The sequence below is a fragment of the Pseudoxanthomonas sp. PXM04 genome (assembly GCF_014851695.1).
GTDB classification, from domain to species: domain Bacteria; phylum Pseudomonadota; class Gammaproteobacteria; order Xanthomonadales; family Xanthomonadaceae; genus Pseudoxanthomonas_A; species Pseudoxanthomonas_A beigongshangi.
The window spans coordinates 813,151-825,199 of sequence record NZ_JACVAG010000001.1 but is presented as its reverse complement, the minus strand read 5'-3'; the positions used below and the strand labels follow the sequence as shown (position 1 = coordinate 825,199).

The window sequence follows — 12,049 nt, the reverse complement described above, 5'->3', positions numbered from 1 at the left end:
CGGGTCAATCCGGCAGGGTCACTTCGGGCGGCAATCGCCAATGCGACGGATACAGCGGACTGACGAACACCAGGCCGTCGGGCGGCGCGGTCGGCCCGGCCACGGTGCGGTCGCGACCGGCGAGCAGCTCCGCGATCCAGCTTTCCGGTTTCTCGCCGCGCCCGACCACCAGCAGCGAACCGACGATGTTGCGCACCATGTGGTGCAGGAACGCGTTGGCCTGCACGTCGACCCGGACCTGTTCGCCTTCGCGCCGCACCGAAATCGCCTGCAGGTCGCGGAATGCGTGCGGCGACTGGCAATGCACGGTCCGGAACGCGTTGAAATCGTTCTCGCCGAGCAGCGCCTGCGCGGCGCGGTGCATCGCGTCCGCATCCAGCGGCATCCGCTCCCAGCTCAGCATGTGCCGTTCCAGCGCGGGGCGGACGATGCGGTTGACCAGGCGATAACGGTAGCGGCGCGCCCGCGCGGAAAAGCGCGCATTGAAGTCGTCCGGCATCGGCTGGCACCAGCGCACGCACACCGCGGGCGGAAGATTGGCGGTGGCACCCAGCACCCAGCTGCGGGGATCGCGCGGCGCATCGCTGTCGAAGTGGACGACCTGGCACTGCGCATGCACGCCCGCGTCGGTACGCCCCGCGCAGATCGTGTCGACCTGCGCGTTGGCCACCCGCGAGAGTGCGTTTTCCAGCACCGACTGCACGCTGGTCTCGTCCGGCGTACCGGACTTGCTCAGGCGCTGCCAGCCCTGGAAACCGCTGCCGTCGTATTCGACGCCCAGCGCGTACCGCATCAGCGACTCCTTGCCCGTGCCCGCATCAACCCAGATCGCGCAGCAGTTGCAGGGCTTCCTGACGCGCCGTTTCGTCTTTGCCGGCGGCCACTTCGTTCAGCAGATCGCGCGCGGTGACGGTGTCGCCCAGATCCAGGTACGCGACTGCCAGTTCCAGTCGTTCGCGGCCGGCCGGAGCCGGATTCAACGGCGCCACGCGGGCGACCGGATCCGCCGCCGGTTCGCCGCCGGAGTGCCAGGTCGGCGAATTCGGTTTGACCGGCGCGGCCGGCGTGACCGGGATCGCCGGTGCCACGGCCGGTGCGGGTTCGCGCGGCGCCTCGGGTGCCGGTGCTTCTTCCGCCTGCTCCGGGACCGCCGGCGCTGCCGTCGCCACCGGTGCTTCGAACAACGGTTTGCGCGAGGCGGGCTTCGGCGGCGATGTGCGCTGGCGACGGCTGCTGATCAACCAGGCCAACGCGCCGACGATCAGCAGCGCCCAGCCAATCCACGCCCACAGAGGTGTTCCCTGCGATGCGCCCTGCGACGGGTCGTTGGACTGCGCCAGCCGTTGCTGGGCGGCGGCCAGATCGCTGTCCTTCATCGCGATCAGCTTGTCCTGCTGCTGCTTGAGCTTTTCCAGCTCGGCGACCTGCGCGCGCAGTTCCTGCACTTCGGATTCGCGGGCGGCCAGGTCTTCCTTGCTCTGTTGCAGTTGTTCGTTCGCCAGCATGTCGCCCTCGCCACCGGCTTCAACGCCGGATTGTGTTCCCGCCCGTGCCGCCGCGCCCGCCAGCGGCGGCGCGATTTCCAGGCGGGCTTCCGCCGTGCGCGACGGCGCTTCGGCCGGCGGTGATGCCGTGTTCGCCGCGATCGCCGCCGGTTGCGGAATCGGCCGGCGCGCCTGCCGCCATTCGTCGATCTGGTTGCGCACCAGCGCCGCGGCCTCGGTCTGCCCCAGCCTGGCGACTTCCTCCGAGGCCGGAATGCGCAACACCGCGCCCTGTTTCAGACGGTTGATGTTGCCGCCGATGAACGCCTCGGGATTCGCCCGCAGCAGGGCGATCATGGTCTGGTCCAGGCTGCTTCCGCCGCCGATGTCGCGCGCGATCGCCGACAGGGTCTGGCCGCGTGCGACGGTCAGGTGATCGCCCGCCTGTGCGGCCGGTGCCGGCGGCACCGCCGCGGTTGCCCCGCCGGGAGCCGCGGTGGTCGGTGCCGGCGCCGGCGGCGCGTCGACGGGCGGTGCGGGCTCGACCGCCGCGACCGGCGGTTCGGCCGGACGCACGATGGCATCCTCCGGCGCGGCCTGCGGGGCGTCGATGACCGGCTGGGCGGCGGCCGCGACCGCGCCTGGCGAGTCGACCATCGCCGAGTACTCGCGCACCAGCCGGCCCTGGCCCCAGTCCACTTCGACCAGGAAGTTGAGCACCGGCACGGTGACCGGCTCCTGCGTGGTGACCCGGATCACCGGGCGACCGGCCTCGTCCAGCGCCACCGCGAAATCGAGATTGCCGACCAGGCCGGTCGGCCTGGGCAGGCCGACCCGCTCGAAGGTGGTCGGGGAAGCGAGCTGGGCGCGCAATTGCTCCAGCTCGCCGGGTTCGGTGGAAATGATCGGGATCTCGGCCAGCAACGGCTGTCCGGGCGCTGATTTCACCCGGATCTCGCCCAGCCCCAGTGCCAGCGCCGAGCTGCTGATCAACAGCAGCGCCAGCGCGGCCAGGCCTCGCCATCGGTATCCCGCCCTCGGCATCAAGCCGTCCCCTTTGCCACAATGGCGCCGACTATAACGGTTCAACCGTTTTTCGCCACCAGTTCCGCCAGCTGCACGGCGTTCAGGGCCGCGCCCTTGCGGATGTTGTCCGCGACGATCCACAGGTTCAGGCCGCGCGGATGCGACAGGTCCTCGCGGATGCGGCCGACATAGACCGGATCGGTGCCGGAGGCGTGCGTGACCGGGGTCGGATAGCCGCCGGGCGCGCGGTCGTCCACCACTTCCACGCCCGGGGCGTTCTCCAGCAGCGCACGGGCTTCCGCGGCGCTCAGCTTGACCCTGGTCTCGACGTTGACCGCCTCGGAGTGGCCGTAGAACACCGGCACCCGCACCGCGGTCGGATTCACCTGGATGCTGTCGTCGCCGAGGATCTTGCGGGTCTCCCAGACGAGCTTCATTTCCTCCTTGGTGAAGCCGTTGTCGAGGAATTCGTCGATGTGCGGAATCAGGTTGAAGGCGATCTGGACCGGGAAGCGCTGCGGATCCGGATCCTGGAAGTTCAGCAGCGCGCCGGTCTGGCGGCCCAGTTCCTCCAGCGCCGAACGGCCACCGCCGGACACCGATTGGTAGGTCGCCACGTTGATGCGCTCGATGCCGGCCTTGCGGTGGATCGGCGCCAGCGCGACCAGCATCTGCATGGTCGAGCAGTTGGGATTGGCGATGATGCCGCGCGGACGGTTCTGCACCTGTTCCGGGTTGACCTCGCTGACCACCAGCGGCACGTCGTCGTCGTAGCGGAAGGCCGAGGAGTTGTCGATCACCACCGCGCCCGCGGCGGCGAACTTCGGCGCGTATTCCTTGGACACGCCGCCACCGGCGGAGAACAGGGCGATGTCGATGCCGGCTGGATCGAACGTGGCCAGATCCTGGATGGTGATCTTCTGGCCGTTGAACTCGACCTCGCCGCCGGCCGAACGCTCGGAAGCCAGCGCCACCAGCTTGCCGACGGGGAAATCGCGCTCGGCGAGGATGGACAGCATGGTTTCGCCGACGGCACCGGTGGCGCCCACGACGGCGACGTTGAAACTGCGGTTCTGATTGCTCATGGAATGGGATTCGCGAAAGTGATGAAGATAGGGATGCGGAAGACAGCGGACAGCAATGGGGGGCTGTGTTCGGGGAACCTCCGGGAAGGCCAGAGGCTCCCTATCGTTTAATCGCGGTGGTTTTGCGGTTGCCGCCGGCGATCGCCAGCACGCCCGGATTGACCGGGGTGGCGGGACGACCGGCGTCCGGGCCTTCGCCCAGCGCGGCGATGAGATTGTCCACCGCCAGGCCGACCATCGCACGCCGCGTCGCCAGGCTCGCGCTGGCGATGTGGGGCGTCAGCACCACGTTGCGCAGCGCGAGCAGTTCCGGGCGAACCTCCGGCTCGCCCTCGTAGACGTCCAGCCCGGCCGCGGCCAGGCAGCCCTGCGACAACGCCTGCGCCAGCGCCAACTCGTCGACCAGGCCGCCGCGGGCGATGTTCACCAGCGTCGCGGTCGGCTTCATCTTCGCCAGCGCGGCCGCGTCGATCAGATGGTGGACGGCCGGCGAATACGGCAGCACCAGCACGAGATGATCTGAGCCGGTCAGCAGTGTGTCGAAATCGACGTACTCGGCGCGGCACTCTCGCTCGATCGCGGCATCGACGCGATGGCGGTTGTGGTAGTGCACGCGCATGCCGAAACCCGCCGCGCGGCGGGCGATGCCCTGCCCGATCCGGCCCATGCCGAGGATGCCCAGCGTACTGCCGTGCAGATCCACGCCGAGCATGCTGCTGAACGACCATTGCCGCCATTGGCCCTCGCGCAGCCAGCGCTCGGCCTCGGTGATGCGGCGGGCGGTCGCCATCAGCAGGGCGAAACCGAAATCGGCGGTGGTCTCGGTCAATACGTCCGGTGTGTTGGTCGCCAGGATGCCGGCCGCGTCCAGCGCGGGAATGTCGAGATTGTTGTAGCCGACGCCAACGTTGGCGACGGCCTTCAGCCGCGGCGCCTCCGCGATCTCGGCCGCGCCGATGCGTTCGTTGAGGGTGACCACGGCGCCGTCCGCCTCGCGCAGGTGCGCGGCGATCTGTGCGGCCGTGTACGCCTGAACCTCGGCGGTCCCGTGCACGTCGAAGTACTCGCCCAGCCGTTCGATGACGTCATCGAACAGCGGCTGCGAGACCCAGACGCGGCGGCGGGATTCAGCCATCGGCGCGTCCCGGCACCCGGGGTGGCACTTCGCCCACGTCGCCGCACTGGGCGCGGTGGCGCAAAGCGTGGTCCATCAGCACCAGCGCCATCATCGCCTCGGCGATCGGCGTGGCGCGGATGCCCACGCAGGGATCGTGGCGACCGGTGGTGATCACGTCCACCGGCTGGCCGTCCACATTCACCGTGCGGCCGGGCAGGCGCAGGCTGGAGGTGGGCTTGAGCACGATCGAGGCGGTGACCTGCTGGCCGGTCGAGATGCCGCCGAGGATGCCGCCGGCGTGGTTGGAGAGGAAGCCTTGCGGAGTCATCTCATCGCGGTGCTCGGTGCCCTTCTGGGTGACCGCCGCGAAGCCGTCGCCGATTTCCACGCCCTTGACCGCGTTGATGCTCATCAGCGCGGCGGCCAGATCCCCGTCGAGCTTGCCGTAGATGGGTTCGCCCCAGCCCGGCGGCACGCCGTCGGCGACCACGTTCACGCGCGCGCCGATCGAATCGCCGGACTTGCGCAGCGCGTCCATGTAGCTTTCCAGTTCGGGCATCTGCGCCGCATGCGGCCAGAAGAACGGGTTGTCCTCGACCACGCTCCAGTCGAAGCCTTCCGGCGTGATCGGTCCCAGTTGCGACAGATAGCCGCGCACCGTCACGCCATGGCGCTGCGCCAGCCACTTCTTGGCGATGACACCGGCAGCGACGCGCATGGTCGTTTCGCGCGCCGAGGAACGCCCGCCGCCGCGCGGATCCCGGATGCCGTACTTCTGCCAATAGGCATAGTCGGCATGGCCGGGACGGAACTGGCTGGCGATGTTGGCGTAGTCCTTGCTGCGCTGATCGGTATTGCGGATGAGCAGCGCGATCGGCGTGCCGGTGGTCAGGCCCTCGTAGACGCCGCTGAGGATTTCCACGTCGTCGGCCTCGCGCCGCGCCGAGGTGTGTCGGCTCTTGCCGGTCGCACGGCGCTCCAGGTCATGGCGGAATTCCTCCGGCGCGATCGCCAGCCCCGGCGGACAGCCGTCGAGCACGCAGCCGATCGCCGGTCCATGCGATTCGCCGAACGTGGTGACGGTGAGGAGTTTTCCGAAACTGTTGCTGCTCAAGGCGATGTCTCATGTAGAGCGGAGCTCGCTCCGCTGTTCCGGCAAACCGGACGTGCTCGCCGAGCAGGCCCGGCGTTACCTTCGGGATGGCGCGCGGCCATCGGAAAGGGTTTTCATTTTCGCGCGTCCGCCAGCGCACGGATGTGCTTGTTGTGCCGGATCAGTTCCGCGCATTCGACCGCGAAGATACCCATCTGCCCGACCTTGAATTCGATCCAGGCGAATTCGACGTCCGGCAGCAGCTTCACAAGCGCGTGCTCTGATTCGCCGACCTCGCAGATCAGCAGGCCTTCCTGGCTCAGGTGCAGTGGTGCGTCGCGCAGGATCTTCAACACCAGATCCAGGCCGTCGTCTCCGGCGCGCAGGCCGAGTTCCGGCTCGAAGGAATATTCCTTCGGCAGCGCGTCGGTCTCGTCGTTGGTGACATAGGGCGGATTGGTGACGATCAGGTCGTAGTGGCGACCGCCGAGGCCGGCGAACAGATCCGACTTCACCAGTTGCACATTGTCCGCATGCAGGCGCGCCTTGTTCTCGGTTGCCAGCGCCAGCGCGTCGTCGCTTATGTCGACGCCGTCGACCTGCCAGTCGGGGTTGTAGTGGCCCATGGCGATGGCGATGCAGCCGGAACCGGTGCACAGGTCCAGCGCATGGTTGACCTCGCGTCCGCCCAGCCAGGGCTCGAAACCGGATTCGATCAATTCGGCGATCGGCGAGCGCGGCACCAGCGCGCGCGCGTCGCTCTTGAAGCTCAGGCCGGCGAACCAGGCCTCGCCGGTCAGGTAGGCGACCGGCACGCGTTCCTCCACGCGGCGCTTGAACAGCGCCAGGATTTCCGCCTTCTCGGCACTGGTGACCCGCGCCTGGCCATAGGCCGGGCCCAGATCCGGCGGCAGATGCAGCGTGTGCAGCACCAGGTGGGTCGCCTCATCGAGGGCGTTGTCGTAGCTGTGGCCGAAGGTCAGGCCGGCCTCGTTGAAACGGCTGGCGCCGTAACGGATCAGGTCGATGAGGGTGTGCAGTTCTGCGGCTGCGTCGGCAGTCATGGCGTAAAGGCGGGGAAATGGCCGGTGGGGTCCGGTTCCCGATTATAGGCGCTGCGCCGGTATCATGTCGGGTCCGCCGGCAAGCCCCGAAACCGCGGCCACGCCGGCCCTTCCGCGAGACCCGCCATGTTCAACAAGAAGTTCGGGATCATCCTGCTGCTGGCGCTGGCCGCCGGCCTGGGCCTGCTGGCCGCGCAGAAGTTCTTCGGTCCCGCCCGCCCCGCCCAGGCATGGCCGGCCACGCAGGCGGTGACGATGTTCCCGCAGGCGCGCCCGCTGCCCGAATTCTCGCTGCGCCAGTCCGATGGTACGCAATTGGCCTCCGGCGAACTGAAGGGCCATTGGACCCTGGTGTTCCTCGGCTTCACGTTCTGCCCCGACGTCTGCCCGACCACCCTGGCCGAATTGGCCCAGTCGCAGAACCAGTGGCGTGCCCTGCCCGATTCCACGCGCCCGCGGGTGCTGTTCGTGTCGGTGGATCCGGAGCGCGACACCCCCAACAAGGTCGGCGAGTACGCGCACGCCTTCCATCCGGACACGCTGGCGGCGACCGCCGACGCGCCGACCCTGGAGAACTTCGCCAAATCGCTGGGCTTCGTCTTCATGAAGGTGCCGGGCAAGGGCTTCGAGCAGAATCCCAACGACTATTCGATGGATCATTCCTCGGCCATCGCGGTGCTGGATCCGCAGGGTCGCCTGGCCGGCCTGATCCGCCCGCCTTTCCGGCCGGACGCAATCGCCACCGACATGAAGGCGCTGACCGAGGCCGCCGCGCGATGAGTCCGGTCACCGCGCTCACCTACGTCCTGCCGCATCGCCTGCTGTCTTCGCTGGCGCGCAAGCTGGCCTACTCCACTTCGCCGGCCATCAAGCAATGGCTGATCGACGCGGTGGTGCGCCGCTTCGGCGTGGATCTGTCCGAAGCCGCCGAACCCGACGCGCGTGCCTATCCAAGCTTCAACGCCTTCTTCACCCGCGCCCTAAAGCCGGGCGCGCGCGTCGCAGCCCCGGATCCACGCGCATTGCTGATGCCGGCCGATGGCCACATCAGCCAGTGCGGGCCGATCCAGGACGGCCGCATCTTCCAGGCCAAGGGCCAGTCGTTCACCGCCTCCGAGCTGCTGGGCGATGCCACCGACGCCGAACCGTTCCGCGACGGCCTGTACGCCACCGTGTACCTGTCGCCGCGCGACTACCACCGGGTGCACATGCCCTGGCGCGGCACGTTGCGTGAAACCGTGCACGTGCCCGGCCGCCTTTTCAGCGTCGGTACCGACGCGGTCGCCAGCGTACCGGGCCTGTTCGCGCGCAACGAGCGCCTGGTCTGCCACTTCGATACCGACTTCGGCCCGATGGTCTCGGTGATGGTCGGCGCGCTGCTGGTGTCGGGCGTGGAGACGGTCTGGAGCGGCGTGGAGATTCCCGCCTACGGGGATCGCGTCACCCGCAAGGACTATCGCGGCCAGGGCATCACCCTGGACCGCTTCGAGGAGATGGCCCGGTTCAACTACGGCTCGACCGTGATCGTCCTGCTTCCACCCGGCGTGGCGGAACTGTCACCGGAACTGCATGCCGAATCGCCGGTGCGATTGGGGCAGGCGCTGGCAAGACGGAGCTGATTTCCCCGCGCCTGGACGAGGCAATCAACCGGGGGGACGGGTGCCGCGCGCTGCCCGTTAGCCGCTCGGGAATGTGGGTCCGAGTGCGCGGATATGCCGGGAAATCCTGTTCTCGCTTTCGGCCAACGCACGGTCCTGGGAGGCTTCGGCATGACGCCTCACGCGCAGCAGGGCAGCTTCCGCAGCTGACCACTCCCCCGCCAGCATGGATGCCAGCGCCGCATGACGATGGCGTAGATGCGGCACGAGCCAATCAACGCCCTTTCCGAATACCAGGTTTCCGAGCGGAGCGGCCCGCTGTTCATGCATGGCCCGGGAGAACGCCAGTTCCAGTCTGAGCAGTACGAGTAGCGGTTTGTTTTCCCGTTGCTCCTTTCCTGGCATGCCGGACAGAATCTGCTCCAGCTGGTCGTCCAGTGCTTCTACTGCCTTCCAGTTCCCCAGATTCTGGGACGCCTTCATGCGTATCCACAAGGCGATGAGCGACGCCGTGCTTCCTTGCGCGTCCAGATCGTCGACCAGTTGCTCCGGCAACCGATCGGAAGTTGTCCCGAATACGGAAAGCGACATCAGCCTCAAATGGGCCAGCAACGAAGATTGTTCATCGGGGGAACGGCGTCCCCACAGATAGAGCAGCAGGCCGTCGCTTGCCCAACCCCGCGCCATCGGCATGAGATTGGTGATGCCCACCACGCCGTTGATCAAGGCGAAGGCATGGACCAATCCTTCCCGCTCCACTTCTGCGCATCGGGTCAACAAGACAGCCAGGATCGCGGCGGCGAGATTTGCCAACGGCCCGCCCACGATCATGCACAGCATGGCTGGACGAATCGCCTCCGCGGGATCGGGATAGGCCTGGACATATCCGTGCAGGCCACCGGGCGGCCTGGCGATTCGCCAGCGGAACCCACGCCGCAGGAAGATGACGTCCAGAATGCCCGCCTGCATGCGCATGACGCGCATGCCCTTCAGATGCGCGGCCAGCGCATGTCCCGACTCGTGAATCAGGACCGCCAGGAACCAGCAAGTGACGACGGTACAGAGCGCAAGGCCTACTTCGGGCAGGAACCAGTTCCGGGTGGCGCTCTCTGCAATCGCCATGGCGCCGAGGAAGCCTGCGAGCGACAAGCACCATGCCAGGACGGTCCCGCCACGCAGCAACCACGCCGCAGCCGCAGGAATTTCCTGGCTTCTTTCCCCCGTATCCCCCGTATCCCCCTTCCCCATCCCATTCCCCGGTTCAGTTGCGTGACGTGTCGGTAACAGGCATCACGGACGCGCCAATCAGCCACTGCGCCGCCCAATAGCCCAGCAGCACCCATACGCTCGCCAGGGGAATCGCCATCGCGAAGCGGTCGATCGCCAGCAAGGCGTCGGAGAGCACGAAGCAGGCGCCGCCCGCCGTGGCCAGGAGCGCGGCCCCGTCCGGACGCTGCCGCCAGATGCATGCCGCCTGCGCCGCCATGCCCGCCAGCGCCACCACATAGACGACCACGGGAATCTTCAGTTCCGCCGGCAGATGCGGCCACAGGTACGCCAGGACGGTCGCGGCGATCACGCCATACGCGAGCACGGGCCAAATGGGACGGAACCACTCGCCGCGCAACCGGAACGCCCGCAGGTAGCACAGGTGCGCCAGCAGGAAACTGCCCAGTCCGAAGGCGAACCAATCTCCCGGCAGCATCAGGAACACATCGCCCAGCAGCGACAGCAGCAGTCCCGCCAGCACCGCGCGCCGATAACCGTGTTCGTTCGCGGCGGTCCGCCACACCATGGCCGCGACCAGCAGCGTGGTCAGTGGCTTGAACAGGTAGTGCAGGACACGCAGGCCATCCGACTCGGCGCCGACGATGGCAAACGCCGCGCTGACGGCAATGGCGGACAACCAGATTGCATTCCTTTGCATCGTTCCCCGCCCTCCGGTACTTCAGATCATTTCCTGCAACTTTCCAGCTGGATCGACTGGCCCGGCCGCACGCTGTAGGCTGGTCCCTTCAGGCCATTGGCACGGGCCAGCTTCTTCAGATCGCACTGGTAACGCTGCGAGATCCGGCCCAGCGTATCGCCCTTGGCGATCCGGTACTCGCGCGCCTGCTTCGCCTTGGGTTCGGCGGGCTTGGGTTCGCCTGAAGCGACCGTGGTCGGCACGCCGGCCACCGGGGTCACGTCGCCGACCGCGACCGTACCGGTCAGGGCGGTGCGCTTGATGGCGGCGTTGACGTCGGCGCGCACCAGCGTGCGGGCCAGGTCGGCGCGCGGGCCGCTGACACAATGGCGGTTGTACAGGCTGACGATGCGGGTGTTGGCCTTGAGCATCGTGCCGGCCGGAATCCATGCCTCGGCCTCGTAGCGCGGGTTGAGGTTGCGCAGCGCGCGCATGAAGCCCTCGCGGGTGCCGCCGTTGCCCAGGCAGATGGTCAGTTCGTAGATCGAGCTGTCGCGCGCCAGCTTCAGCGACGCCGGGTGCACGTCGACCTTGGGGAATTCCAGTCCGTACTGCTTGGGATGCAGGAACAGCCACGCCGCCGCGATCACCATCGGCACGTAGTCGCGGGTCTCGCCGGGGAACTGGCTGTAGACCACCTCGTCCCAGAAGCTGCGGCCCGGGTACTGCCGGTAGACGCGCCCGGCACGGCCCTCGCCGCCGTTGTAGGCGGCCAGCGCGAACTCGATGTTGTTGTTGAGTTCGCGCATGCGCTCGTTCATGTAGGCGGCGCTGGCCTCGCCGGCGAACGCCGGGTCGTAGCGGGTGTCGAAGCCGGTCCCGTCCGGGCCCAGGCCGAAGCGCTTGCCGGTCGCGTACATGAACTGCAGCGGGCCGGCCGCGCCGGCGCGCGAGGTCGCGTGCACGCGGCCGTTGGATTCCTTGGCCATTATGCCGAACAGCAGCGCTTCCGGCAGCTTGCTGCGCTCCCAGTCCGGGTACATCTCCGCGCGCATGTTCTGGTAGTTCTCGTAGCTGGTGATCAGCGCGCTGCGCATGTCGGTCAGCCAGCGGCGGATGCCCGCCTGCACCGCCGGGTTGTACTCGACCATCTTGTCGAAGGCGTGGCGCTGGTCGTTCAGCAGCGACGCGGCGCGCTGGGCTTCCGGGATGGCCTGTGCCACCGCGGAATGATCGCTGCCATCGTCGAGCGGATCGACCGTGGTTTCCTCTTCCTCCGCGCCACCGCCGTCGGACGCTTCCTTGAGCAGGCGCTTGTAGGTGGTCAGCAGGGTGTGGGTCTGGCAGCCGCGCTGCTTGATGCAGGCATCCAGCACGTCCTCCATGTCCTCCAGCGCGGCATCGGTTTCGGCGGTGCCCTTGGGGTCGTTGTTGGTCACCAGCACCAACCCGTCGCGGTAGCGCTTCTCGGCCGCGGCCATGCGCGCGTTCAGCACTTCGATGGCGGCCTTGTCCTTGGCCGAGACCCGCTGGGCATGCGCGGCCGGGGCCAGCGCCAGGAGGGGCAGGAAAACGGCCAGCAGGGGCCAGGGACGCAGCAAGGACTTCGGCAGGGACATCAGCACGCGCAATCGAAAACGGTCGCGGCAGGGTAGCGGCGCCCGGATCCGGGGGCA

General features: G+C 67.9%; 11 protein-coding genes. 2 read left to right on the top strand and 9 right to left on the bottom strand.

Annotated elements, in window-relative coordinates; genetic code table 11:
• Window positions 1-4: 4 nt before the first annotated feature.
• The 6 genes from truA to prmB all read right to left on the bottom strand — a co-directional run bounded on the left by truA (window position 5) and on the right by prmB (window position 6,869).
• Window positions 5-793: a tRNA pseudouridine(38-40) synthase TruA gene (truA, locus tag IB228_RS03910; protein WP_183642391.1), complete on the bottom strand. Its 789-nt coding sequence runs from the start codon at window positions 791-793 to the stop codon at window positions 5-7.
• A gap of 25 nt (window positions 794-818) precedes the next feature.
• Window positions 819-2,528 carry a FimV/HubP family polar landmark protein gene (locus IB228_RS03905; protein WP_225562216.1) on the bottom strand — a complete coding sequence of 570 codons (1,710 nt, stop codon included), beginning with the start codon at window positions 2,526-2,528 and terminating at the stop codon, window positions 819-821.
• 41 nt (window positions 2,529-2,569) lie between these two features.
• Window positions 2,570-3,595, bottom strand: coding sequence for an aspartate-semialdehyde dehydrogenase (locus tag IB228_RS03900; protein WP_183642397.1), 1,026 nt, complete (start codon window positions 3,593-3,595; stop codon window positions 2,570-2,572).
• Window positions 3,596-3,695: 100 nt separating this feature from the next.
• Window positions 3,696-4,730 (bottom strand): D-glycerate dehydrogenase, encoded by a 1,035-nt coding sequence (locus tag IB228_RS03895; protein WP_192197615.1) that lies wholly within the window; start codon window positions 4,728-4,730, stop codon window positions 3,696-3,698.
• Window positions 4,723-5,826, bottom strand: coding sequence for a chorismate synthase (aroC, locus tag IB228_RS03890; protein WP_192197614.1), 1,104 nt, complete (start codon window positions 5,824-5,826; stop codon window positions 4,723-4,725). The genes IB228_RS03895 and aroC overlap by 8 nt, the downstream gene beginning before the upstream one ends.
• A 113-nt stretch (window positions 5,827-5,939) precedes the next feature.
• On the bottom strand, window positions 5,940-6,869 hold the full coding sequence (prmB, locus tag IB228_RS03885) for a 50S ribosomal protein L3 N(5)-glutamine methyltransferase (protein WP_192197613.1): 930 nt from the start codon (window positions 6,867-6,869) through the stop codon (window positions 5,940-5,942).
• Window positions 6,870-6,995: 126 nt separating this feature from the next.
• Here prmB and IB228_RS03880 point away from each other — a divergent pair, with 126 nt between their 5' ends.
• Together IB228_RS03880 and asd are read left to right on the top strand one after the other, a co-directional pair.
• Window positions 6,996-7,649, top strand: coding sequence for an SCO family protein (locus IB228_RS03880; protein ID WP_183642411.1), 654 nt, complete (start codon window positions 6,996-6,998; stop codon window positions 7,647-7,649).
• Window positions 7,646-8,488, top strand: coding sequence for an archaetidylserine decarboxylase (gene asd / locus IB228_RS03875; RefSeq protein ID WP_183642414.1), 843 nt, complete (start codon window positions 7,646-7,648; stop codon window positions 8,486-8,488). The genes IB228_RS03880 and asd overlap by 4 nt, the downstream gene beginning before the upstream one ends.
• A 57-nt stretch (window positions 8,489-8,545) precedes the next feature.
• On the opposite strand, the gene IB228_RS03870 is transcribed toward asd, so the two are convergent.
• The 3 genes from IB228_RS03870 to IB228_RS03860 all read right to left on the bottom strand — a co-directional run bounded on the left by IB228_RS03870 (window position 8,546) and on the right by IB228_RS03860 (window position 11,992).
• Complete coding sequence (locus IB228_RS03870; protein ID WP_192197612.1) at window positions 8,546-9,616, bottom strand: M50 family metallopeptidase; 1,071 nt, start codon at window positions 9,614-9,616, stop codon at window positions 8,546-8,548.
• Between the two features lie 112 nt (window positions 9,617-9,728).
• Complete coding sequence (locus tag IB228_RS03865; protein ID WP_225562215.1) at window positions 9,729-10,373, bottom strand: lysoplasmalogenase; 645 nt, start codon at window positions 10,371-10,373, stop codon at window positions 9,729-9,731.
• A gap of 47 nt (window positions 10,374-10,420) precedes the next feature.
• Window positions 10,421-11,992, bottom strand: coding sequence for a transglycosylase SLT domain-containing protein (locus IB228_RS03860; protein ID WP_183644716.1), 1,572 nt, complete (start codon window positions 11,990-11,992; stop codon window positions 10,421-10,423).
• Window positions 11,993-12,049 lie beyond the last annotated feature (57 nt).